Annotated in this window: 24 protein-coding genes; 11 read left to right on the top strand and 13 right to left on the bottom strand. The window is 65.9% G+C overall.

Going from position 1 to position 23,445, the window contains the following annotated elements:
• Positions 1 to 29: 29 nt before the first annotated feature.
• Entirely contained in the window at positions 30 to 602 is a 573-nt protein-coding gene (locus VA613_RS01585) for a DUF4124 domain-containing protein (protein WP_324780117.1), read from the bottom strand.
• 16 nt (positions 603 to 618) lie between these two features.
• Positions 619 to 1,257, bottom strand: a complete 639-nt coding sequence (pyrE, locus tag VA613_RS01580; RefSeq protein WP_324781203.1) for an orotate phosphoribosyltransferase — start codon at positions 1,255 to 1,257, stop codon at positions 619 to 621.
• 28 nt (positions 1,258 to 1,285) lie between these two features.
• Between pyrE and VA613_RS01575 the strand changes: the two genes are divergently transcribed.
• Positions 1,286 to 2,065: an exodeoxyribonuclease III gene (locus tag VA613_RS01575; RefSeq protein ID WP_324780116.1), complete on the top strand. Its 780-nt coding sequence runs from the start codon at positions 1,286 to 1,288 to the stop codon at positions 2,063 to 2,065.
• 2 nt (positions 2,066 to 2,067) lie between these two features.
• A complete protein-coding gene (locus VA613_RS01570; RefSeq protein ID WP_324780115.1) occupies positions 2,068 to 4,824 on the top strand; it encodes a DNA methyltransferase in 2,757 nt (918 codons plus the stop codon).
• Here the strand turns inward: VA613_RS01570 and VA613_RS01565 are convergent.
• On the bottom strand, positions 4,817 to 5,260 hold the full coding sequence (locus VA613_RS01565) for a DUF5615 family PIN-like protein (RefSeq protein ID WP_324780114.1): 444 nt from the start codon (positions 5,258 to 5,260) through the stop codon (positions 4,817 to 4,819). The genes VA613_RS01570 and VA613_RS01565 overlap by 8 nt on opposite strands.
• Positions 5,205 to 5,909, bottom strand: a complete 705-nt coding sequence (locus VA613_RS01560) for a DUF433 domain-containing protein (RefSeq protein ID WP_324780113.1) — start codon at positions 5,907 to 5,909, stop codon at positions 5,205 to 5,207. The genes VA613_RS01565 and VA613_RS01560 overlap by 56 nt, the downstream gene beginning before the upstream one ends.
• A gap of 291 nt (positions 5,910 to 6,200) precedes the next feature.
• Here VA613_RS01560 and VA613_RS01555 point away from each other — a divergent pair, with 291 nt between their 5' ends.
• Together VA613_RS01555 and VA613_RS01550 are read left to right on the top strand one after the other, a co-directional pair.
• On the top strand, positions 6,201 to 7,571 hold the full coding sequence (locus VA613_RS01555) for an AmpG family muropeptide MFS transporter (protein WP_324780112.1): 1,371 nt from the start codon (positions 6,201 to 6,203) through the stop codon (positions 7,569 to 7,571).
• Positions 7,568 to 8,248 carry a sulfite exporter TauE/SafE family protein gene (locus VA613_RS01550; RefSeq protein ID WP_324780111.1) on the top strand — a complete coding sequence of 227 codons (681 nt, stop codon included), beginning with the start codon at positions 7,568 to 7,570 and terminating at the stop codon, positions 8,246 to 8,248. Before VA613_RS01555 ends, VA613_RS01550 begins: the two co-directional genes overlap by 4 nt.
• A gap of 30 nt (positions 8,249 to 8,278) precedes the next feature.
• Here the strand turns inward: VA613_RS01550 and VA613_RS01545 are convergent, their stop codons facing one another.
• The 8 genes from VA613_RS01545 to VA613_RS01510 form a co-directional block, all read right to left on the bottom strand.
• A complete protein-coding gene (locus tag VA613_RS01545) occupies positions 8,279 to 8,707 on the bottom strand; it encodes a DUF4426 domain-containing protein (RefSeq protein ID WP_324780110.1) in 429 nt (142 codons plus the stop codon).
• Between the two features lie 44 nt (positions 8,708 to 8,751).
• The gene (locus tag VA613_RS01540) at positions 8,752 to 9,384 is read right to left on the bottom strand and encodes an ABC-type transport auxiliary lipoprotein family protein (protein ID WP_324780109.1); all 633 of its coding nucleotides are present in this window, start codon (positions 9,382 to 9,384) and stop codon (positions 8,752 to 8,754) included.
• Positions 9,381 to 10,328: an MlaD family protein gene (locus tag VA613_RS01535; protein WP_324780108.1), complete on the bottom strand. Its 948-nt coding sequence runs from the start codon at positions 10,326 to 10,328 to the stop codon at positions 9,381 to 9,383. Before VA613_RS01535 ends, VA613_RS01540 begins: the two co-directional genes overlap by 4 nt.
• Complete coding sequence (locus VA613_RS01530; protein WP_407702875.1) at positions 10,318 to 11,085, bottom strand: ABC transporter ATP-binding protein; 768 nt, start codon at positions 11,083 to 11,085, stop codon at positions 10,318 to 10,320. The genes VA613_RS01535 and VA613_RS01530 overlap by 11 nt, the downstream gene beginning before the upstream one ends.
• The gene (locus VA613_RS01525) at positions 11,082 to 12,176 is read right to left on the bottom strand and encodes an MlaE family ABC transporter permease (protein WP_324780106.1); all 1,095 of its coding nucleotides are present in this window, start codon (positions 12,174 to 12,176) and stop codon (positions 11,082 to 11,084) included. Before VA613_RS01525 ends, VA613_RS01530 begins: the two co-directional genes overlap by 4 nt.
• Positions 12,173 to 13,225: a homoserine O-succinyltransferase MetA gene (metA, locus tag VA613_RS01520; protein ID WP_324780105.1), complete on the bottom strand. Its 1,053-nt coding sequence runs from the start codon at positions 13,223 to 13,225 to the stop codon at positions 12,173 to 12,175. Before metA ends, VA613_RS01525 begins: the two co-directional genes overlap by 4 nt.
• Position 13,226: 1 nt before the next feature.
• Complete coding sequence (locus tag VA613_RS01515; RefSeq protein WP_324780104.1) at positions 13,227 to 14,078, bottom strand: ATPase; 852 nt, start codon at positions 14,076 to 14,078, stop codon at positions 13,227 to 13,229.
• A gap of 84 nt (positions 14,079 to 14,162) precedes the next feature.
• Entirely contained in the window at positions 14,163 to 15,548 is a 1,386-nt protein-coding gene (locus VA613_RS01510; protein WP_324780103.1) for a sigma-54 dependent transcriptional regulator, read from the bottom strand.
• A 486-nt stretch (positions 15,549 to 16,034) separates the two neighbouring features.
• Here VA613_RS01510 and VA613_RS01505 point away from each other — a divergent pair, with 486 nt between their 5' ends.
• The 4 genes from VA613_RS01505 to VA613_RS01490 are packed head-to-tail and all read left to right on the top strand — an operon-like array spanning position 16,035 to position 19,713.
• Entirely contained in the window at positions 16,035 to 17,987 is a 1,953-nt protein-coding gene (locus VA613_RS01505; protein WP_324780102.1) for a hypothetical protein, read from the top strand.
• A gap of 57 nt (positions 17,988 to 18,044) precedes the next feature.
• The gene (locus VA613_RS01500; protein WP_324780101.1) at positions 18,045 to 18,392 is read left to right on the top strand and encodes a hypothetical protein; all 348 of its coding nucleotides are present in this window, start codon (positions 18,045 to 18,047) and stop codon (positions 18,390 to 18,392) included.
• Between the two features lies 1 nt (position 18,393).
• Positions 18,394 to 19,074: a C39 family peptidase gene (locus VA613_RS01495; protein ID WP_324780100.1), complete on the top strand. Its 681-nt coding sequence runs from the start codon at positions 18,394 to 18,396 to the stop codon at positions 19,072 to 19,074.
• Between the two features lie 9 nt (positions 19,075 to 19,083).
• Entirely contained in the window at positions 19,084 to 19,713 is a 630-nt protein-coding gene (locus VA613_RS01490; RefSeq protein ID WP_324780099.1) for a hypothetical protein, read from the top strand.
• A 33-nt stretch (positions 19,714 to 19,746) separates the two neighbouring features.
• On the opposite strand, the gene VA613_RS01485 is transcribed toward VA613_RS01490, so the two are convergent.
• Positions 19,747 to 21,075 (bottom strand): transporter, encoded by a 1,329-nt coding sequence (locus VA613_RS01485; RefSeq protein ID WP_324780098.1) that lies wholly within the window; start codon positions 21,073 to 21,075, stop codon positions 19,747 to 19,749.
• 680 nt (positions 21,076 to 21,755) lie between these two features.
• Here VA613_RS01485 and VA613_RS01480 point away from each other — a divergent pair.
• The 3 genes from VA613_RS01480 to VA613_RS01470 all read left to right on the top strand — a co-directional run bounded on the left by VA613_RS01480 (position 21,756) and on the right by VA613_RS01470 (position 23,439).
• Positions 21,756 to 22,199, top strand: a complete 444-nt coding sequence (locus VA613_RS01480) for a hypothetical protein (RefSeq protein ID WP_324780097.1) — start codon at positions 21,756 to 21,758, stop codon at positions 22,197 to 22,199.
• Positions 22,200 to 22,202: 3 nt separating this feature from the next.
• Positions 22,203 to 22,676 (top strand): hypothetical protein, encoded by a 474-nt coding sequence (locus tag VA613_RS01475; RefSeq protein ID WP_324780096.1) that lies wholly within the window; start codon positions 22,203 to 22,205, stop codon positions 22,674 to 22,676.
• Positions 22,677 to 22,890: 214 nt separating this feature from the next.
• Positions 22,891 to 23,439 (top strand): YbhB/YbcL family Raf kinase inhibitor-like protein, encoded by a 549-nt coding sequence (locus tag VA613_RS01470; RefSeq protein ID WP_407702856.1) that lies wholly within the window; start codon positions 22,891 to 22,893, stop codon positions 23,437 to 23,439.
• Positions 23,440 to 23,445: the final 6 nt, after the last annotated feature.

The raw sequence follows: 23,445 nt of genomic DNA, 5'->3' as shown, positions 1-23,445 counted from the left end.
TGTCGTCTGCGTCCTCGCCGCGGTGACCGCTACTTGCTGCTGCCCGTCAGTTCGCGGAAGCGCGCCTTGTCGGCGGCGTACTTCTGGCGCACCTGCTCCATCGCCTCCTGGTTGCCCTGGATGGTGCGCGTGAGGTCCTCGCGCTCGCGGACCGCCTGATCGAGCTGCGCCCGCAGGTTGGGGCTGACCGGGCGCCCGGCCTTCTCGATCGCCGCAATCCGCCCGCGCAGTTCGGCCAGGTTGGCATCGACCGCGCGGGCGCGTATTTCGGCCCCCCGGTTCATCAGCTTGTAGTTCTCCAGCGCCCGGTCGCGTGCGAGGTCGATTTCCGCTTCGGTGGTATAGGTCTGGGTCAGCGCGCGATCGAGTTGTGCCTGCTTCTGCTGCTCGTCCTGGATGCGCTTCTCCTCCGCCTGGCGCGCGGCCTCGGCGCGGCGTTCGGCCTCGGACTGCGTGCGCTTGACGACGCCGCCCTGCTTGTTCATCTCGACGCCGCCGCTCTGGTTGTAGGTGGCCGGCGGCGTGTCGCTGTAGTGCACGCGGCCGTTGCCGTCGACCCAGCGGTACATCCCGGCCTGCGCCGCGCTCGCTGTCAGCAGCAAGCCCAGGGCCAGTAGACTAGACGCCGTATTGCGCCCGGTAGGCCGCCACGGCTTGCAGTTCGGTTTGTCGCTTTGCATCACGTTCCAGAAACTCCACCAGGTTGTCCAGGGTGACCACCGCCGCCACCGGAATGCCATACTGCTCGCGCACTTCCTGCACCGCGGATTTCGCTCCGGTGCCGCGCTCCATGCGGTCCAGCGCGATCACCACGCCCGCCGGCTCGGCGCCCGCCGCGCGGATCAGGTCGACCGACTCGCGCACCGAGGTACCCGCCGAGATCACATCGTCGACGATCAGCACCTTGCCTTTGAGCGCGGCGCCGACCACCGTGCCGCCCTCGCCGTGGTCCTTCGCCTCCTTGCGGTTGAAGGCGAACGGCACGTTGCGGCCCATCGCGGACAGCGCGATCGCGATGCTCGCCGCCAGCGGGATGCCCTTGTAGGCTGGTCCGAACAGCACGTCGAACGCGATCCCCGAGCCGACGATGGCTTTCGCGTAAAATTCGCCCAGCCGCTTCAGCTTGTCGCCGTCGTTGAACAGCCCCGCGTTGAAAAAATAGGGGCTCATGCGCCCCGCCTTGGTCTTGAACTCGCCAAAACACAACACGTTCGAATCAATGGCGAACTTCACAAACTCGGCTCTGTAATCGGACATTTCCTGACTTTTCTTGAATGCGAAACTGATGCGAATTATATCGGCCAACCTCAACGGCATCCGGTCCGCCGCCACCAAGGGTTTCTTCGACTGGCTGCCCGCACAGCATGCCGACGTCGTCTGCGTGCAGGAACTGAAGGCGCAGGCCGCCGACCTGAAGCCCGAACTCGTCGCCTGCGACGGCCTTGCCGGCGCCTTCCACCACGCCGAGAAGAAGGGCTACAGCGGCGTCGGCATCTACACACGCCAACAACCCCAGCAGATAGTCGAAGGCTTCGGCATTCCCGAATTCGACGCCGAGGGCCGCTACATCGAAGCCGACTACGGCCATCTCGCCGTGATCTCGCTCTACCAGCCTTCCGGCTCCAGCAGCGAGGAGCGCCAGCAGGCCAAGTTCCGCTTCATGGAACAGTTTTTCCCCCACCTCGAGGCGCTGATCAAGTCTGGCCGCGAGATCGTCATCTGCGGCGACTGGAACATCGCCCACCGCGAGATCGACCTCAGGAACTGGAAATCCAACCAGAAGAACTCCGGCTTCCTGCCCGAGGAACGCGCCTGGATGACGCGCCTGTTCGACGAACTCGGCTGGGTCGACGTCTACCGCAGCCTTTATCCCGAACACACCGGCGAGGCCTACACCTGGTGGAGCAACCGCGGCCAGGCCTGGGCCAAGAACGTCGGCTGGCGCATCGACTATCAGATCGCCACCCCCGGCATCGCGGCCAGGGCGAAGTCCGCCAGCGTCTACAAGGACCAGCGCTTTTCCGACCACGCGCCGCTGATCGTCGACTACGACTACACTCCGTAGCCATGCCGCTTTCCTGGAACGAGATCAAGTCCCGCGCCCTCGCCTTCTCCCGCGAGTGGGCAGACGCCTCCAGCGAGGACAGCGAGGCCAAGCCGTTCTGGATCGCCTTCTTCGAAATCTTCGGCATCACCAACAAGCGCGTCGCCACCTTCGAACACGCCGTCAAGAAATTCGGCGGCGACCAGGGCTACGTCGATCTGTTCTGGCCCGGCATGCTGCTGGTGGAGCAGAAGTCGCGCGGCAAGAACCTCGACCGTGCCTTTAATCAGGCGCTCGATTATTTCCCCGGCATCAAGGAACGCGACCTGCCGCGCCACATCGTCGTGTGCGACTTCGCCCGCTTCCGCCTCTACGATCTGGAAAGCGGCGATACCCGTGAATTCGCGCTGAAAGATCTGCACAAGTACATCCGCCACTTCGGCTTCGTCGCCGGCTACGAAACGCAGGACATCAAGCCGCAGAACCCGGTCAACATCCGGGCCGCCGAACATATGGGGCGGCTGCACGACGCGCTCAAGGCGTCCGGCTATGACGGCCACGCGCTTGAAGTGCTGCTGGTGCGCCTGCTGTTCTGTCTGTTCGCCGACGACACCGGCATCTTCCAGCCGGCGCAAGCCTTACACACCTACATCGAGGAGCGCACCCGCGAGGACGGTTCCGACCTCGGCCCGCTGCTCGCCCAGCTGTTCCAGGTTCTGAACACGCCGGAGCCGAAGCGTAGCCCCGCGCTCGACGAACAGCTCGCCGCCTTCCCCTACGTCAACGGCCGCCTGTTCGAGGAAGCCATTCCCATCGCCGATTTCGACTCGGCCATGCGCGAGGCCCTGCTCGACGCCTGCGCGCTCGACTGGAGCGCGATTTCTCCGGCCATCTTCGGCGCGCTGTTTCAGTCCATCATGGACAAGACCGCGCGGCGCAATCTTGGCGCGCACTACACCAGCGAGGAAAACATCCTCAAGCTCATCAAGCCGCTGTTCCTCGACGTCCTGTGGGACGAGTTCCACAAGGTGAAGAAGAACCGCAACCGGCTGTTCGAGTTCCATAAGAAACTGCGTTCGCTCACCTTCTTCGACCCCGCTTGCGGCTGCGGTAACTTCCTCGTCATCGCCTACCGCGAGCTGCGCCTGCTGGAACTCGAAATCCTGCGCGCGTCCAACGAAGGCCCCGGCTCGCGCTTCCTCGACATCCACCAGGCCATCCAGCTCGACGTCGACCAGTTCCACGGCATCGAGATCGAGGAATTCCCCGCGCAGATCGCCCAGGTCGCGCTGTGGCTCGTCGATCACCAGATGAACCTCCGGGTCGGCGAGGAATTCGGCATGTACTTCGCCCGCATTCCACTCAAGACCAGCCCGCACATCGTCCACGGCAACGCGCTCACGCTAGACTGGAACAACGTGCTGCCGGCCGAGCGCGCGAGCTACGTCATGAGTAACCCGCCGTTTATTGGCAAGCAGCATCAATCTGCACAGCAAAAGTCTGATGCTGCACCGTTGTTTGCACGGCTTGAAGGCGGTGGTGTGCTGGATTTCGTCGCGGCGTGGTACATCAAGGCCGCGGCTTACTCCAAGTCGAATCCGGGCGTGGTCGCAGGCTTTGTCTCCACCAACAGCATTGTCCAGGGCGAGCAAGTTGGCAGTTTGTGGGGATGGATGCTGGCACAGGGAATGCACATCCATTTCGCCCATCGAACCTTCCGCTGGAGTAACGAGGCACGCGGCAAGGCTGCCGTGCATTGCGTCATTATTGGCTTTGCTCGGTCTCTGCCTACGCGCCGTGTGATTTACGAATACGACGACTTGGATGGCGAGCCACATGCCACGATTGCCACCAACATCAACCCCTATCTGGTCGATGCCCCGGATGTAGCGTTGCCATCACGGCGCACAGTTATTTGTGACGTACCACCCATCGTCTTTGGCTCCATGGCCAACGACGGCGGCCATCTATTTCTAAATGATGCAGAGAAAGAGGCACTGCTGAGCGTATGCCCCGCCGCCACCCAGTGGATCAGACCTTTTCTCGGTGCAGACGAATTCATAAACAACATCCCGCGTTGGTGCTTATGGCTGGAGGACTGTCCACCTGCAGAACTGCGTGCCATGCCAGCTGTCATGGAGCGCGTTCAGAAGGTCAAAGCCCATCGGGAAGCGAGTAGTCGAGAGGCTACGCGGGCACTCGCCGCGACACCCGCGCTGTTCGGCGAAATCCGTCAACCCACGACCCGCTATTTGCTGGTGCCATGCCATTCGTCCGAACGGCGCGAGTTTATTCCGATTGGCTTTCTGTCGCCCCAAGTAATTGTTGGAAATGCCAATCTATGCATTCCTGATGCCACGCTGTTTCACTTTGGCGTCATGACTTCCCGCATGCATATGGCCTGGGTGAAATATGTTTGTGGTCGCTTGGAAAGCCGCTATCGCTATACCGGTCAGATCGTCTACAACAACTTCCCCTGGCCCGACGCCCCCGACGACAAGACGAAGCTGGCCATCGAGACCGCCGCCCAGGCCGTGCTCGACGCACGTGCCGCTTTTCCCGGCGCCTCGCTCGCCGACCTCTACGACCCGCTGACCATGCCGCCCGCGCTTTTGCGCGCGCACCAGAAGCTCGACGCGGCGGTGGACAAGGCCTACGGCAAATCTGGCTTCAAGTCCGACGCCGAGCGGGTGGCGTTCCTGTTTCAGCGCTACCAGGTGCTGACTTCGCTGCTGCCTGCTGTCCCCGTTAAGCGCGGGAAGAAGACTACCGTTACTTGAACTTCATCGGCTTGCCCATCCCAGAGCGGGTTACGCTGTACATGACGGGCGGCTCGGTTTGAGTAGCGAGTTTCTGGATTTTTCCATACAGGCGTGTGATGAGATCGGCCGTTTCAGCGGCCGAAGCATTGCCGGCGGCCAACACAAACACGATGACCTTGTGCTCGCGAAACGCTTCGAGTTCGGCTGGGCGTCTGCGGATGTGCTTGTCACGAGTGAGCACCACCCAGCCTTCCCGGCCCGCAACGGCCAGCCATTCTTCGTCCGGTGCATCGGGTGAAAAATACTGATGGTGGGCAATATAGGTTGCGTCAAGCGCATCCAGCGCCTCGCCCAATAAACGGCTCCAGGCGCAACGATCGACAAACAGGGTGATCGGTTCAGGCGGCGCGGCGCTGTTCGAAGCGGAGCGCTTCTTCGATTTCTTTTTCGTCAACGTTGTAATCGAGCGACATGTCTTCCAGCGAATCGCCGGCCTGGAAGCGGTCGAAAATCACTTCGGTGGGTACAGCGGATCGAGTCAAAACAGGACGTCCAAAAGACAGACGCGGATCGATGACCACGGATTTCGGCTGCTGCGCCGTATGTTCGGAGGTTCGACTGAACGGGAACAGTTTGATCGGATTGCCCTGGTTGTCACGCTCAATGCGCGCGAGTGCGAGTTCGAATTCGCCGCGCAGCGCCTCTTGTCCCTGACGCGACACGTTAAGCAACTTGCTGGCGTGCTCGACGAAAAGATCGATACCGTTGGTTTTGAACTGTCGATCGATCAGCGGCCTGTCAGCACCCAACTGGCTACGCAGGAATTCGACGCTATCACGTACTTTGGGCAGGCTAACCCGATGCACACGCCGGATCGCAGCCAGAACATGCAATTCGCAAAGATTGGCAAATGACAGCAATCTATTACGCGGATCGGCCGCGCGAATAACTGCTTTGAAACGCACGCTGCCATCGTCCCGACGTGTCTGCCCAAAACTCCAGGCTTTCACTGTTGCAGGGGGGAGATTGAGGATGTACGCGGCTTCGCTTGCCGGATAGGCTGGCTGATCGAAAATGGCGGCCTTTTCTATGCGCTGAGTCATGGCGCCATCTTATCCTAACGACTCATTTGAATCGACCATGGCCACAGAAGCCCTTCGAATGTCAGAAATTACTCGGCTTGGGTGAATGCCGATCGGATAAAGTAGCGGCTTGCAGCCGTGTACAGACGAAAGCTTTCACCTTGAGGGAAACCAGCAGAAAAGGCCATGGAGCAAGCCACCCAGAAAGTCGAAGGACTCCCGGGTAGTCCCAGAAGCCCAACGCCGACCGCATAGCCCCAATCCACTTTTTTTTAATATAAACAACCTGTTCACCGAAAGCCAATCGAGAATATGCCCACCCCTGCCTTGAGCCATCCCTGGCTCAACGCCCTCAAGGTCTACGCCCACCCGCGCGTCGTCGGCATGCTGTTCCTCGGCTTCTCCGCCGGGCTGCCCTTGCTGCTGGTGCTCGGCACGCTGTCGTTCTGGCTGTCGGAGGCGGGCATCGCGCGGGCGACGATCGGGCATCTCTCGTGGGTGGGGCTGGCGTACGGCTTCAAGTTCCTGTGGTCGCCGCTGGTCGACCGGCTGCCCCTGCCGCTGCTGACGCGCCTGCTGGGGCGGCGGCGGGCCTGGCTGCTGCTCTCGCAGGTGTGCATCGCGCTGGCGCTCTTCGGCATGGCGAACACCGACCCGGTGGTGAACCTGGCGCACACGGTCTATTTCGCGCTGGCGGTGGCCTTCGCCTCGGCGACGCAGGACATCGCGCTCGACGCCTACCGCATCGAGGCGGTCGAGGTCGAAAAACAGGGCGCGATGGCGGCGACCTACCAGGCGGGCTACCGCATCGCGATGATCACCGCGGGCGCGGGTGCGCTGTGGATCGCGGCGAGCGCCGACAGCAGCCCGGCGGCCTATGATTTCCCCCCGTGGCAGGTGGCGTACACGGCGATGGCGGCGCTGATGGTCGTGGGCATCTTCACCACGCTGACGATCCGCGAGCCCGAGAGGAGGATTCCCGCCGCGACGAACGAGCGCGAGGCGCATGCGCGCGAGAAGTTCGCGCATTTGGGATTGTCGGACGGACCGCTGAACGCGATCGCGTGGTTCTACGATGCGGTGCTGTCGCCGTTCATCGACTTCGTCCAGCGCTACAAGTGGCAGGCCGTGCTGATGCTGGCACTGATCGCGCTGTACCGGATTTCCGACGTGGTGATGGGGGTGATGAGCAATCCCTTCTACCAGGAGATGGGCTTCACCAAGGACGAGGTCGCCACCGTGTCCAAGGTGTTCGGCGTGATCATGACCATCGCCGGCGCCGGGCTCGGCGGCGTGCTGACGATGCGGCTCGGCGTGATGCGCACGCTGTTCCTCGGCGCGCTGCTGTCGGCGGCGACCAATCTTCTTTTCGTGTGGCTGGCGGGGCGCGGGCACGACATGGGGGCGCTGGTGTTCACGGTGTCGGCCGACAACCTTTCCGCCGGCATCGCCTCGTCGGCCTTCGTCGCCTACCTGTCCAGCCTGGTGAACCAGGCGTATTCGGCCACGCAGTATGCGCTGTTCACCTCGGTGATGCTGCTGCTGCCCAAGTTCATAGCCGGCTTCTCCGGAGAATTCGTCGATGCCTACGGCTGGGCGAATTTCTTCACCGGCACGGCGCTGATCGGGGTGCCGGTGCTGTTGCTGGTGTGGCTGGTTGCGCGACAGGCGAAGAAGCCATGATCGAATTCTCGCTGCTGACCGCCCTGCTCGCCGGCCTGCTCGGCGGCGTGCACTGCGTCGGCATGTGCGGCGGCATCGTGGCGGCGTTCTCGTTCCGCGCCGACGGCAGCACGCCGCCGTTCCGCCTGCATCTCGCCTACAACCTCGGGCGGGTATCGTCGTACACGCTCTTCGGCGCGCTGGCGGGCGCGCTCGGCGGCTCGCTCAAGCTGGCCGGCTTCCTGCCGGTGCAGACGCTGCTATACCTGCTGGCGCAGGCGGTGATGATCCTCCTGGGACTGTATCTGGCCGGCTTCAATCGCTGGGTGCTGGTGTTCGAGCGTGCCGGCGGCGCGCTGTGGGAGCGGGTGAAGCCGCTGTTCCAGAAGCTGCTGCCGGTGAGGTCGCTGCCGCAGGCGCTGCTGGCGGGCATGGCGTGGGGCTGGCTGCCGTGCGGGCTGGTGTACTCGGTGCTGGTGTCGGCGCTGGCGGCCGGCAGCGCGACGTCGGGCGCCGCGCTGATGCTGGCGTTCGGCCTCGGCACCCTGCCCAACCTGCTGGGCATGGGGCTGTTCGCGCGCCAGATCCAGCCCTTCATGCAGCGGCTGTGGGTGCGCCGCGCCGCCGGGCTGGCGGTCGCCGGCTTCGGCGTGTGGGGGCTGCTGCGGCTGGCCTATTCCGCCTGGTCCGGCGCCTGATCGCCCTGTGCGGCGGAGGGCGCGGATGCCTTACTTGTAGAACTTCTGGTCGAAGTTCATGACGTGCGCCGGTTCGCCGGGCACTTCGACGGTCGCCTTGAACTTGAGGGTGTCCGGCGGGGCGACGCGGAATTCGCCGAGATAGTAGATCGCGGCCCCCTCCTTCACCTCCCGCATCGGCACGCTCGCGAGCTGCTCGCTGAGGTTCGTGACGTAGACCGTGAGCTTCGCCGGGATCGGCACGCCCACGCCGACCTTGTTCTGCCGCAGGACCGACATCGTCAGGAGGCCGCGCGTCTTGCTGCGCTCGATCTTGTACGTGCGCGCGACCTCGGGCAGCAGTTCGTCGGTCGTCATGGCGTTGTAGTGGACTTCGAGGGTGCCGAACTTCTGCGAGATCTCGGCATGGGCGACGGCGGCGACGGAGCACAGGCACAGTACGGCAAGCAGGCGCTTCATGGTCTCTCTCCTTTTGTTGTGGGCGCTAACCGAATTGTAGGTGCTTATCGGAGGCGCGCGAGCCAGGCGTCGAGGTCGTCGAGGAGACGGCCGGCCGCGACGCTGGACGCCGCGGCCGCGCCGGCGGCATCGTAGGTCTGGACGGGAACCTGCTCCTCGAACGTGCGGCGGCCAAGCAGGGTGCGCGTGTCGAGGTCGATCAGCTCGGCGCGAAGCGCCAGGCGGACCTTGCCCGGCTGGCTGGCGGCATCGTGATAGAACTCGAGCAGGCGCGTATCGAGCGCGAACCTGGCGCGCACGTAGCCGCCGCCCGGCACGACCCGATAGCGACCGGTGCGTTCGAGGCGGGCGCGCAGCAGTTCGGAGAGGCGGCGGCCGGGACGCTCGGTCCAGCGCGCGAACTGGTACTGGCCGCGCGTGTCGGCGCTGCGGGCGAAGACGATTGCGTCGCCGTCGTAGAACCCGCTCGTCCGCGTGTCGAGCACCGCGAGCGTCGGCACTCCGGCCTGCGGCGGCGCGTCCGGCGGCGGCACGGCGTCGCCCGGCTGCGCCGAAGCGGCCGCCCGGACGCCGTCTTCCAGCACGTAGTACACCACGCCCGGTCCCGATTCCTGGCCGAGATTGACGCAGCCTCCCAGCGCGAATGCAAGGGCGATCAGGGCGAGACGGATGGTCATGGCAGGGTTTCTCCGGGACCGAGCTGGCCCTTGGCGGGGCCGAACAGGATGCTGCGCGGATTGGACAGGCGCTGGCCCGCGGTGGTGAGCACGTCGGCGCCGGCGCGCACGTCGCGGCCGACGTTGTTCAGTTGCAGGGTCCCCGATTCGCTGAGCTGCTGCACCTGGCGGGAGATCAGGCCGGCGTCGCGCTGCAGCTGTTCCATGGCGACGGCGGCCTGCTTCAACGCGGCATCGGCGTTCTGCCCCACGCTGGCGAGGGTGCCGTCGGCGCGCGTGGCGGCCTGGTCGATGCTGGCGCCGGCGCGGCGGAATTCGTCCGACGCCGCGCGGATGCTCTGCACCGCCTCGGTGAGCGTCTGCCGGTTGGCGGCCAAATGTCCGGACAGTGCGTTGAGATTGGCGAGCGTCTCGCTGAACGCACGCTGGTTGTCGTCGGACAGCAGCGTGTTCATCTTCTCGAGCACCTGCGCGCCGCTCACCGCGAGCCGCGACACGGCGGTGGCAACCTTGTCGATGTCGGAACTGCCTTCGGCGATGACGGGATAACGTTCGCCCTCGGGCGGGCGGCTCAGCAGCGGCGCTTCGCTCGGGCCGTTGGCGATCTCGACGGCGGCGATGCCGGTGACGAGGTTGCGCTTGATGAAGGCGACGGCGCCGGCATGCACCGGCACGCCCTCGTCGACCCGGGCGCTCACCGCGACCGCCTCGTCCTCCTTGCTGGAAAAGCGGTAGCCGTCGACGACGCCGATCTTGATTCCGCGCATCTTCACCGGGCTGCCGACCGCGAGCCCGTCGAGCGACTGCTGCCGGAAATAGATCGTGTACGTCTGGTAGGCGATGGTGTCGGCCGCCCCGGTCAGCCAGGCGATCGCGAGCGTCATCAGCGCCACCACCAGCAGCACCAGCGCGCCGACCAGGGTGTAGCGGCCTTCAGTTTCCATGGCTGGGTTCTCCCTCGTGCGCCCGCGCGGCGAAATACGCCTGGAGCCACGGGTCGTCGATGTGTTTGAGTTCGGCCACCGTGCCGCTGCCGAGCACGCGGCCGTCCGACAGCACGATCACGCGGTCGATGATGGAGAAGAGTGTATCCAAGTCGTGGGTGACGAGGAATACGGTGAGCCCCAGGCTGTCGGCCAGCAGCCGGATCAGCGCGTCGAAGGCGCGCGCCGAGATCGGATCGAGGCCGGACGTCGGCTCGTCGAGAAACAGCAGTTCCGGATCCAGCGCGAGCGCGCGCGCCAGCGCCACGCGCTTGCGCATGCCGCCGGAGAGCTCGCTCGGGCGCTTCGTGGCGGCGTCGGGCGGCAACCCGGCCAGGGCGAGCTTGAGGCGGGCCAGCCGGCGGCAGGTGGCGCGCGGCAGCGCGGTATGCTCGAACAGCGGGGTGGCGACGTTGTCCTCCACCGACAGCGAGGAGAACAGCGCGCCATCCTGGAACAGCACGCCGAAGCGGCGGCGCAGCACGTTCATCTGGTCCGCCGTCGCGTCCCACACCGACTGGCCGAACAGCTCGACGCGGCCCGCCTGCGGCTTGAGCAGGCCGATGATCTCGCGCAGCAGCACTGATTTTCCGGTGCCGCTGCCGCCGATCAGCGCGATGACTTCGCCGCGCCCGACCGAAAGGCTGAGCCCGCGGTGAATGCCGTGCCCGCCGAGCGTGGTGACGACGTCGCGGACCTCGATCACCGTTTCCATCAGATGCCCAGCCTGACGAAGGTGACGGCGAAGATCGCATTGAGGAGAATGATCGCGACCAGGCTCTGCACCACGGTCGACGTGGTGTTGGCGCCGACGCTGCGCGCGTCGCGCGTCACCGACAAGCCCATGCGGCAGGCGATCATGGCGATGAAGATGGCGAACACGGGCGCCTTGCCGAGCCCGACCATCAGCGTCTTCAGCTGGATCACGTCGACCATCCGGTCGATGAACATGTGGGCCGAGATGTCGAGCTGCTGCTGCGCCACCAGCATGCCGCCCGCAATGCCGGCGATGTCGCCGATAAAGACCAGCATCGGCATCGCGAGCAGCAGCGCCATCATGCGCGGGATCACCAGCACCGCCAGTGGCGACAGGCCGAGCGTGGCGATGGCGTCGATCTCTTCGGTGACCTTCATGGTGCCGAGCTGCGCGGTGATCGCGGCGCCCGTGCGCCCGGCCAGCAGGACCGCGACGATGACGGGCGAGATTTCGCGCAGAATCGCAAGCAGCATGCCGTCGACGACGAAGATGTTGGCACCGTACTGCTGCGCCTGGTCGCCGAGCAGATAGGCGAACACGACGCCGAGCAGGAACAGCATGCCGGCGACGATGGGGATCGCGCCGGCGAACACCGCGCTCATCTGCGCGCCGAACTCGCGCCAGCGCCACTGCCCGGGCTGGCCCGCCAGCCCGATCAGCTCGATGACGAGCCGGCCGACGAAGTCGAGCAGGCCGAGGACGTGCGCCCACATCGACACGGCGCTGCGCCCCATCGTCTCGAGCACGCCTTCCTGGCGCGGCCCGCTCCGTGCGCCCGTATCCCCGCGATGCTGCGCGACCAGCTCCAGGATGGCCTGGTGCTGCGCCTGGAAGCCGCGCAATTCCGGCAGGGCCGCGCCGGGCTGCGGGCGCGCCGCGGCCAGCAGCAGCCACGCGCCGTTGGTGTCGAGCCGGGTGACGCCGCTGCCGTCGAGGATGCGCACCTCCTTGCCGCCGAGATCGGGCAGGGCCGCGGCGGCATCCGCCTGCCAGGCGCCGCTGGCGACCAGCGCGCCCCGGGTGTCGTCGAAGTGTGCGCGCGCCTGCGTCACGCGAGGCCCAGCGGGTTGTCGGGATCGATGCCGGGCATGAAGGGCAGGCCGCGCTCGCGATGGGTGACCTGGTAGACGCAGCCGATCCAGTTGCCGACGACGGCCTCGGCGGTGTCGTGCCAGGTGTTGTCGAGCCGCGGCAGCACCTGCGCCTCGGGGAACGCCAGCGCCTCGCCCGCCTGCAGGCGCCGGCCGAATTCCGCCAGCAGCGCCTGCGCCTGGCAGTCGAAGTAGCGCACCGGGAACGGCGGAAACGCAGGCAGCTTGCCCTCGGCGGCGAGCAGCAGGTCGCGCTTGTACTCCTTCAGCAGCGACACCGTGTCGTATTCGGGATGCCCCTGGAAGAACACCGTGCGCAGGCCGTCGCGCGAGACCGCGAGGTGCACGCCGGCCTCGGCGCTCTCGACCAGCACCTTGACGCCGGCCGTCTCGAACTGCGCGCGCGAAACGTCGTTCCAGCGCGAATGCGGCACGTCGAAGCGGGTGTTGACGTCGGCCACCAGCGGATGGCGGCCGTCGGTGACGCGGTGCTCGAACACGCCCCAGATCTTGGCGGGCTGCTTCACCCGCGTCTGGCCATGGCGGAACTGCATCACCGCGTGGGTGGCGAGGCACGAGCACAGCGTCGAGGTGACGTTGTCCCAGGCCCAGTCGATGACCTCGATCAGCGGCTGCCAGAAGGGCTCGTCGGCGAGGTTGGGGTGGCTGACGTTGGCGCCGGTGATGATGAGCGCGTCGAGCCCCTTCTCGCGGATCGCCTCGAAGCTTTCGTAGTACTGCGCGATGTGCGCCTGCGCCTTGTCGCCGCGCGGCAGCGTCGGCAGCGTGAAGGGGTGCATGTAGAACTGCGCGATCGGGTTGGATTCGCCGACCAGCCGGTAGAACTGCCGCTCGGTCGCCTCCAGCGCCGCGTCCGGCATCATGTTCAGGAGGCCGACGTGCAGTTCGCGGATCTCCTGCCTGGCCGCGCGCTCGGTCGACAGCACCGTGATGCCGTCCCGGCGCAGGCGCTCGAAGGTGGGCAGGGCATTGTGCGCGACCAGCGGCATGTCAGCTTCCCTTGCGCGCGATCGCCGTTTCCAGCAGCGCGAGGAAATCGTGCTCGTCGCGCACCTGCGCCACTTCGTGCGAGGTCACCGTGTAGCCGTGCGGCCCGGCGATCGCCTCGTAGCGCGGGATGCGGGAGTGGAACAGGTGCGGGAACACCCAGCGCGCGAAGTCGTCCGGCTCGATCTGCGCGATGAATTCGAGGCCCTTCTCCTGCAGGTAGCGCGGCAGGTGCTCGGCGAGGAAAGCCGGCCGGAAGTAGAGCGGCTTGGGGTCGGACTGCGCGCGGCGGATCAGCGTCTCCTCCTCCTCGCGCGTGGTCGTCTGGATGTAGAGGATCAGCGTGTGCTCGGCGAGCAGCTCGATCACCCCGGGTTCGTCGAGTTCGCACAGGCTGCCGCCAACGTCGTTGACGAAATGCGGGTAGCCGTAGATCTCCTGTCCCTTGCGGATGAAGCCCGGGACGTCGCGCATGGCGGCGATCTCGGCCTCGCGGTAGGCCGCCTGGCGGCGCGAGAACTCGTCGAGGGAGAGGCCGCCCCACTCCGGTCCGCCGAGCTTGCCGACGAAGGTCAGCACCGGGCCCAGGTCGTGGATCTTGATGTTGTTCTTGATGTCGATCCAGTCGCGCCGCAAGAGGTCGCGCAGGAACGGCACCTGCATCGCCTGCTGCTTGATGAGATCCAGGATCGGCTCGTCGAGGTAGCGGGTGCCGATGCGGTAGTCGCCGGAAAAATGGAACCAGTCGTGGCCGCGCAGCATCGACGAGATGTGCGTCTTGCCGACGCCGGACATGCCGAGCAGGGTGACGCGCTTGTTGGGCCAGGCGCGGAAGGTTGCGGGCGTGAAATGCATGAAGTCGGGTTCCGGATGACCAGCCCGAAGCCTACCGAAATCCCGGCCAATACAAAAGCGCCTGCGGACCGGCGTCCGCGCCGGTCAGTCCGCGCGACCGGCCATCGACACCGCGTGCGGGAACTCCGGATGGACCGCCGCGCCGGCATGCGACACGCGCACCAGCAGCCGGTACAGCGTCGCCCGCGAGATGCCCAGCTGGCGTGCGGCCGCCGCGACGTTGTTCTGGTTGCGCCGCAGCGCGCGGCGGATCGTGTCGTGCTCCGCGCGCGAGCGCGCCTCCTCGAGGGTCATGAACCCCTCGCTCGAGACGCGCTTTTCCAGCCCGAGGTCGCGTGGCGTGAGCAGCCGGTTCTCGCTCAGCACGACGGCCTGCCGCACGCGATTGATGAGTTCGCGAACGTTGCCCGGCCACTCGTAATTGGCCATCACCGTCAGCGCCTGGCGGCTGAAGCCGCGCACCCCCCCGCGCGACTCCGGCAGGAAGCGCTCGAGATAGGCGCGGGCGAGCCGTTCCACGTCCTCCTCGCGATCGCGCAGCGCCGGGGTGCGGAGCCGGATGACGTTGATGCGGTAGTAGAGGTCGGCCCGGAAGTGGGCGTCGGCGACGGCCTGCTCGAGTTCCACATGGCTCGCGGCGATCACCCGCACGTCGAGGCGGATCTCGCGGTTGGAGCCGAGTCGTTCGATCACCTTGTCCTGCAGCACGTGCAGCAGCGTGACCTGCATCTCCAGCGGCAGGTCGCCGATCTCGTCGAGAAAGATCGTGCCGCCTGCCGCCGCCTCGAGGCGGCCGATCTTGCGCTGGTAGGCGCCGGTGAACGCGCCCTTTTCGTGGCCGAACAGTTCGGCCTGGATCAGGTTCGCCGGCAGCGCCGCGCAGTTCACGGCGATGAACGGGCCGTCCCGCCGCGGCGAAAGCTGGTGGATCGCGCGCGCGACCAGTTCCTTCCCGGTACCGCTTTCGCCGCTGATCATCACCGGCGCCTCGACGGCGCTCGCCTTCCGGATCGCCGCATACAGGTCTCGCATCGCCGGGCTGTGCCCGATCATCCCGCAGCAACCCTCGGCCTCGCAACCCGCCGCGCCGCCGCTCGGCAGCCGGGCCTTGCCCTCGGCATGGCCGAGCGTGGCGAGAAAGTGGGGGGTGTCGATCGGCAGGGTGTGGAAGTCGAAGCAGCGGTGGCGCAGGAAGCGGCCGACGCGGGGATTCGGCAGCGCGGCCGTCGGCACCAGCGCGACCCACTCGATTTCCGGCCGGCTCGCCATCAGTTCGTCCAGGGCGTCGATCTCGGCATCGTCGGCGCGGCCCAGCCTCACCACCCCGACATGCACGTCCTGCCGTCGCTCGCCCGGCAGGTCGGTGAACTCGCCCAGCGCCAGCGGCCGCCATCCCGCTTCCGCCAGCACGCCCATGAGTTGCGTCCGCCAGGGCGCGGCGGCGTGCACGATTACATCCCGTCTCGACATCACTCCTCCTGCTCGTCACGCGGCCTCGACACGAAGGCATGACCGTCGCCGCCGGGACGTCGCCATCCCGTACTGCAGCGCCTTGGCGTGGCACCCGCTGGATCAACTGCTGCGAAGCAATGCGTCACTATAGGAAAGTTTTGCGAGCGTGCACGTCTCTTGCTTTTTTGCGGCCGACCGCGATCCCGCGGGACGACCGGGTGTCGCAGGAATTGAACACTTCGACGCCGCGCCTGCCGGATGCGTCCAAGCACCTGATCCCGCGAGAAAAAAACCGCGCCCAAGCGCGCCTGCCGCCCGCGGCTGTCTCGCAGATGAGTCACCCGCCTGCGGGCGATTCCTGCGTCGCCCGCAGGCGGCCGCACCAATCTCCTTGTCGATCAATGCGTTGCGTAGCTGGCACGGAAGGTGCAGTCAGGCACATCGAGCCCGGCTGCAACGGCTCAGGACGAAGCCAGTTTCAACACCAGCTTAAGGAGCAAGAACATGAACAAAACCCTCTTGGCGAGTGCGATCGCCATGGCCCTGGGGATGGGAAGCCAGGCCTGGGCCAACCCCACCAACACGAACAGTTCACCGACGTCGCAAGACGGCACGGTCAGCCAGTCCGCAACCGCGTCCTCCACCCAGGAGAAGCTTTCCGGCGCGGCGGCCAACGAGAATTCGACGGCCACGCAGGACTCGCACAACTCGGATAGCAGCACCAACACCAAGACCGTCAACGTCACCAAGGATTCGAACAACTCGGACAGCAGTACGCACAACAAGACCATCAGCAAGGTCGAGGATTCGTACAACACCCACACCGACACCCACTACAGCGACTCCTTCAACACCCAGTCGCAGAATCGGGATTCGTTCAACTCGACGGTGAACGCCACCGCGACGACGACCCTGAATGGCGAGGTACATGACAACGTCGTCTTCCCCAGCGGCAACACCGCCTACGGCGGCGGCCGCGCCGGCGATGGCGGCATGGGCGGCAATTCCGGCGACGCCAACCAGGACGCGCACAGCAAGTCCTACGGCGCCAACGGCGGTGACGGTGCCAGCGGCTATGCCAAGGCGATCGGCGGCGACACCATGGCCGGCAGCGCCGGCAACGGCGGCAACGGCGGCAACGGCGGCGGCGCCATCGGCGGCATCGGCGGCAAGGGCTACGGTGGCGACGGCGGTTCGGGCGGCAGCCCCGGCAACGCCATGGGTGGCGCCGGCGGCTCGGGCGGCAACGGCGGCAAAGGTGTCGGCGGTGCCGGCGGCTCGGGCGGCAGCTCCGGCGACGCCCTCGGTGGCCTGGGCATCGGCGGCAAGGGCTACGGCGGTGACGGCGGTTCGGGCGGCAGCTCCGGCAACGCGTCGGGCGGCAGCGGCTTAGGCGGCTTCGGCGTCGGCGGCAAGGGCATCGGCGGCGACGGCGGCAGCGGCGCGAGCGGCGGCAAGGGCATCGGCGGCGACAGCGCGGCCATGACCGGCAGCATGGGCGGCAAGGGCATCGGCGGCGACAGCGGCAGCAGCAGTTCCGGCGGCTCTTCCAGCGCCAATGGCGGTGGCGCGCTGGGCGTCAGTGCCGGCGTGCCGGTCTCCACGGCGAATGACAACACCGGCGGCGCGGGTGGCGGCGGCGGCGGCGGAACCGGCGGCGGGGCGGGCACGTCCAGCAACGGCGCCAACGGGCCCACCAACAACACGTCGACCGCCGGCAGCGGCGGCACCTCCACCGGCGGCAGCACCACCAGCACCGATACGGCGGGCGCCGGCTCCGGCGGTGCGGGCACCGCGACCGGCACCAGCACCGCGGCGGCCGGCATGGGCGGCGCGGGCGGCTCGGGTGCCGCAGGCGCCACCGGCACCGGTGCGGCCGGCACCGGCGCGGCGGGGACCGGCGCGACCGGAACCAGCACCGCCGGCAACGGCGCAACCGGCGCGACCGGCACCGGCGCGGCGGGAACCGGCGCGGCCGGCACCAGCACCGGCGGTGCGGGCGCGGTCGGCGCGACCGGCACCGGCGGCGCGGGCGGTGCCGGCGCAGTCGGCGCAGCCGGGACGAGCATGGGCGGCGCAGGTGCGGCAGGCGCGACGGGCACCGGCGGTACCGGTGAGGGCGGCGTCGCCGGCGCAGGCGCGGCCGGCGGCGCAGGCGGCACCGGTGGTACCGGTGGTACCGGCGGCACCGCCACGGCCAACGGCTCCGGCGGCAGCGGCGGCATGGGCGGCAGCGCCAGCAGCAGCGCGATGGCCTCGGCCACCACGGGCAACGGCGGCGTCGGCGGCAACGGCGGCAATTCGACCGGCGGCAACGCCGGCTCCTACGATGCCTCCAACACCATCGGCAGCAGCCTGACCAACGGTGCCGGCATCATCTCCGTGTCGCAAAACACCGGCGCCAATGCGCTGACCCAGATTGGCGTGACCGTACAAGCCAACCTGTCGGTGCATTGACCCCGTGTGCCCCGGGATCGCGCGGCGGTCCCGGGGGTTTCCTGGAGGGACGTCACGATGAGCCATGTCACCCTGCTCCTGCTGGCTGCAGCGGCCCTGCTCGCTGCGACGGCGGCGCGCTCCGACCCGCTCCCTGCGCCGGGCGCGTCGCCCCCCGCGGCGTTCTCCGCGGCCGTGCCCGATTCCGAACTGGCGGGCAACCGCGGCGGGACGACGACGATTTCCAACCTCAACGACCTGAACGCCTCGGTCTACAACAACACCGCGCTCGACAGCGTGACCGGGAGCAATTACGTCACCGACGGCGCCCTGACCGGCAATTCCGGCTTCTCCACCGTGATCCAGAATTCCGGCAACAACGTGCTGATCCAGAATGCAACGATTCTCAACCTGCAGGTGCAGTGAGATGCCTGCCCGGTTTCTGCTTGCGCTCGTCCTGCTGCTGGCACCTCCGGCATGGGCCGGCTCGGCGCTGGTGCCCGGCGTGGACGGCGGCAGCTTCAACGTCAGGGTCCAGAGCCTCAAGGAACGCCAGTTCCGGCAGACGGTGCGGCAGGAGCTGGATTTCAGCTGCGGTTCCGCGGCGCTGTCCACCCTGCTCACCTACCACTATGGCGACCCGGTCGACGAGCCCACGATCTTCAAGGCGATGTGGGAGGACGGCGACCACCAGAAGATTCGCCGCGAAGGCTTCTCGCTGCTCGACCTCAAGCACTTCCTGCAAAGCCGCGGCTACTCGGCCGACGGCTACGTCGCCCCGCTCAGCCGCCTGGCCAGCGTGGGCATCCCGGCCATCGTGCTGATCCGCGAAAACGGCTACAACCACTTCGTCGTGGTCAAGGGCATCCGCGACGGCCTGGTCGCCGTCGGCGACCCTTCGCTCGGCGGGCACATCTATCCGTTGCCCGAGTTCGAGAAGATGATGGCGAGCAGGATTCTCTTCGTCATCAACGGCCTCGACCGGAAGGCGGTGTTCAACGCCGCACGGGACTGGCGGGTGAAGGAGAAGGCGCCGCTGAGCCTCGCGAGCGGGCCCGACGGCCTCGCCAACGCGACCCTGCTGCGCAGGCAGCCCGGCGATTACTGAGTGACCATCATGAACACAAATTTCACACCCCACGGCCTGGCGGTGGCGGCGCTGCTCGCCTGCGGAACGGCGCACGCCGGCCTGTCGGGCTTCGACGGCTATGCGGCGGCGACCGACGCCGAGCTCGACGCCATGCGCGGCGGCTTCGAATTCAACCTCAACGGCATGCAGGTGACGCTGGCCTTTTCGCTGGAGCAACTGACCTACGTCAATGGCCAGCTCGTCTCGTCGATGAAGCTCACACCGCTGCAGTTCGGCCCTGTCGCATCGCCGGTGGCCGGAGGGGTCGCCAGCGTGCCCCCGCCTGCACCCGCAAGCCCCGTGACCAACGCGCCCTCGCCTCCGTCCGGTGGCAGCCCGCCGCCGCAGCTTGCGTCAGGCGGATCGCCCCCGACGACCGTCACCACCCAGATTCTCAACAACCAGGGTGTGCTGACGCTGGTCCAGAACGGCACGGGCAACAACTTCACGCTGCCGGAGTCGCTGTCGGCCCTGAACACGGTGATCCAGAACACGGTGGACAACCAGGTCATCCGCAACCTCACGGTGCTGAACGCCACGCTCTCGATGCAGCAGGCCGCCGCCGCGATGCGGCTGGGCGCCGCGCTCAACCAGCTGAGCGCGGCCGGCCTGCGCTGAACGAAGCAGGCCAGGCGTCGCCTTGCCCGCCGGCTAGAAGCGCATCGGGACGCGCAGCGTGATCTGCGTGTCCGGCGTGTCGTTGGTCAGCCCGGCGCCGATCGACAGGTTGAGGCTGGTGGTCTGGTTGAGCCGGTAGGAATAGCCGACCAGCAGGCTGGCCAGCTGCGTCGTCAGCTCGGTCGGCGGCGTGACGCCGTTCAGCGTGCTCTTGCCGATCCAGGTATGCTCGTAGCCGACGCTGAACGAACTTCTTTCGTTCAGCGCGAGCCCCATGCCCACGTTGAAATCGACGCCGTCCCCCGGGTCTACCTGCCCGATCTGGACGCCACCGACGTTCTTGTTGATGTCACGCTTGATGTTCCAGAGGTAACTGATGCCGCCGTAGAACACGGCCGGATCGGCCGGCATGACCATGCTCAGGCTGGGCTGCAAGGTATAGAAACCCGAGCCGGTCGGCAGTTCGGTCTGCAGTGAGCCGGCGGTAATGAGCGTACTGCCGGGGGCATAGCTGACTTCGAACGGGTCCTTGCCGGTTCGCGTCTTCAACCGCAGCCCTGCGATATAGAAGGGATCGTTTCCCTTCGGCAGATTCAGCTGGTAGCGCGCGGCCAGTTCGATATCGCCGATGCCGTTTCCGCTGGCGTTGAACATTTGCTCAGTCGCCCCTCCGCTCAGGTCGAGCGGCCGGCTGAAGGTATCGTCATAGCGATAGACGTACGGCACCTTGGCCTCGAGTTCGAGGCGGTTTGTCAGCCCGTAGCGCACGTCCGCTGCCGCGATCCAGGTGCTGCGGCTGACCGTGCGCACGTCGATCAGGCCGATCACCAGCGCGGGCAGGATGCTGTAGCCGACGATCGAGACGCGATCGGAATTGCTGAACGAGTACTGCAGCGACGGCTCGAAGACGACCGCGCCCTTCGGCGTCAGGATGGTCGGCTGGGCGAAGAGCGTGCCGACGTCGACGGGCGGATTCTCGGGTACGCTGCCGCCGCCCTGTCCGCCCGAGACGAGCAGGTCATCGTCGCCCGCCCTCGGCTCGTCCGGCGCCATCCCGAGCTGTTTCTGCAGCGCGGCCAGCCGGCGCCGGCTGTCGTCCAGCGCCTGCCGGTGCGCGTCCAGCTTCTTCTGCTCGATCGCCAACTCGCGCTGCTGCTCCGCCAGGGCCCTGGCCTGCTTCGCAAGCTCCTGCTTGATCGCGGCCAGATCGCCCGGCGCGGGCGACGGCGGCTCGTCCGCCCGCGCAACCGGCGCGGCGCACGCCAGCGCCGTGATCAGCCCCGCTTGCGCAAGAGAAACGCCGAGCCGCGTGGGGAAGCGACCCATGTGAACGCCCTGCATGCCTTTCTTGAAGTTGCCCAAGATCGCCTCCTCGCACACGTTTTTGGTCTGACCGCCCGAATACGACACTTTTGTATAGCCTCTTTTTGGCCCGGCGCACGCGTTCGTCAAGCCGCGTTCCGTCACGCCCGCTCCCGCCTGGCAGCGCCTGCGCGGCACCCATCCTGCAACATGCGAAGGCAGCCGCGCCGGAGGAACACACGGCCGGAGCAGCCTTGCGAGCGCTTGGGGGCACTCCAAATTGGCCGCGCTGCCCGCTCGGCAGGAACACATTCAATTCCGAAGGAGAACGATGAGAAACCACGTACTGCCCGTCACATGCCGTCTGGTGCTGGCCAGCCTGTCAGGCTGCGCGCTAACGTCCGAACAGATTGCACTCGGCCACACGCCGCAGCCAAGGATGTCGCAGTGACGGTACGCAAGGCCATCGAGCCAAAACGGCCGACAGATGGCGTTTGGCCGACGGCCCAAAGACGGGCGTCATGATTCTTTCAGTACCTACGCTTGGCAAGAAAACAGCATATTGACCGCCGCTGCAGCCGCGTCCCTTACTCTGTCAAACGCAAGTATTGAAAAAAATCCCTGGGGAATCCCCGCGACGTGGCGCAGAAACATCGCGTCGTTCAGAAGCGGACTCGGCTTTTTTTTACGCACCAAGACGAGTAGACTCGCAATTAAAATAATCAATAAGGTGCGAAATCATGAAAACAACCAAACTAGCCTTGACCATGCTAGGGATCTTATCCTTAGCGGGCTGCATGACTGTTGCGGATCACCGCCGGGAACTTGGCGATTCGAGTGAGGCAAAAATCACTCTGGGCGTAGCTCAGCGGGAAATCAAAACCGGCATGTCTCAAGCAGATGTGGCTAAAGTTTTGGGCGCCCCAAACATGGTTACCAAAGATCGAGATGGAATTGAGACGTGGATTTACGACAAGGTGAGCACGGATACGGCATACTCAACAAGTCAAAACGGCATTGCCGGGTTGATTTTGGGGGGGACAGGCAATGTCGGCGCGGCTGGAATAGGCTCGACAACCCGGGCAAGTGGAGCAACGTCTCGAACGCAACGAACGCTCACCATAATTATTAAATTTAAAGACTCCGCTGTCACTGACTTTACGTATAACGCGACCTCCTTCTAAGCCATGAGAAAATATCTAGCATTTCCGTTGATCGCGTCGCTTCTGTTTACGGGCGGCTGCGCAATGGCGCCGCAAACAACGAAATCTCCGCTTGAGCTACAGGCCATCCAAGCGAAAGAATTCGAAACGACGAAGAAAGTGGCTTTCGCATCAACGCTATCCGTGTTCCAAGACTTGGGCTACGTGGTGGGAAATGCCAATCTCGAAACCGGCCTCATTAGTGCCAAAAGCCCGACTCAACAAAGCTTCGTTCCATTTGTCGGCCAAGTAATGAAGGACGTACAGGCAACGGCCTTTGTAGAAGAAATCGTCCCGGGGCGCACAAAGGTTCGCCTAAATTTCGTGAACTCTACCCAGACATCTAGTGGTTATGGCATGCGCGGCGCGCATGATCAACCGATTGAAGACCCACAAGTGTATCAAGACGTTTTTAGCAAGGTTCAGCAGGCGATCTTTATTCGTCAAAATGTGAACTGAGATATAAAGCTTGATGCCGAGCCACCCACCAGGTGGCTTTTTTTTGTGCTTCGAACGTAAATACGATCAGAACTTGTCGAACGAAATATTCCGTAGATGGGGGTGCGGAAGAGGCAAATCTGACAGCGTATGACGGTAGAAAATGTATGTTGGGGGTATGCCTCTTTTTTGCCCGATCAAACCCTATAGTGAAGGGCGAATGGAGCCATTCACGATGCAGAAAGCGACACGCGCACGGGCTGCGCTGAGCCTCGCCCTGGCAGCCGGCCTCGCGTGCGCCACGGACAGGAGCCCCGCGATGGAACTCAGCTCGAGCGCCTTCGGCCATCATGCCGACATCCCCGCCCTGAACACCTGCGACGGGCGCGACCAGTCGCCGCCGCTGGCGTGGTCGGGCCTGCCTGCAGGCACGAAGAGCCTGGCGCTGATCGTCGACGATCCCGATGCGCCCGACCCGGCCGCGCCGAAAATCACCTGGGTGCACTGGGTGCTCTACAACCTCCCGCCTGACGCCATGGGGCTCCCGGCGGGCGTCTCCGAATTGCCGCCCGGAACGCGCGAAGGCCTCAACGACTGGAAGCGCACCGGCTACGGCGGCCCCTGCCCGCCGATCGGCCGGCACCGTTACGTGCACAAGCTCTACGCACTCGACACGGTGCTGCCGGCGCTGCAGCCGCCGACCAAGGCCGCGCTGGAACGGGCGATGCACGGCCACGTCCTCGGCCACGCGGAACTCGTCGGCTATTACAGGAAGCAACGCTAGCCGGGA

Source organism: Thiobacillus sp. SCUT-2 (assembly GCF_035621355.1).
GTDB classification, from domain to species: domain Bacteria; phylum Pseudomonadota; class Gammaproteobacteria; order Burkholderiales; family Thiobacillaceae; genus Thiobacillus; species Thiobacillus sedimenti.
The sequence above is the reverse complement of the archived record's forward strand: the minus strand, read 5'-3'. Positions and strand labels throughout refer to the sequence as shown.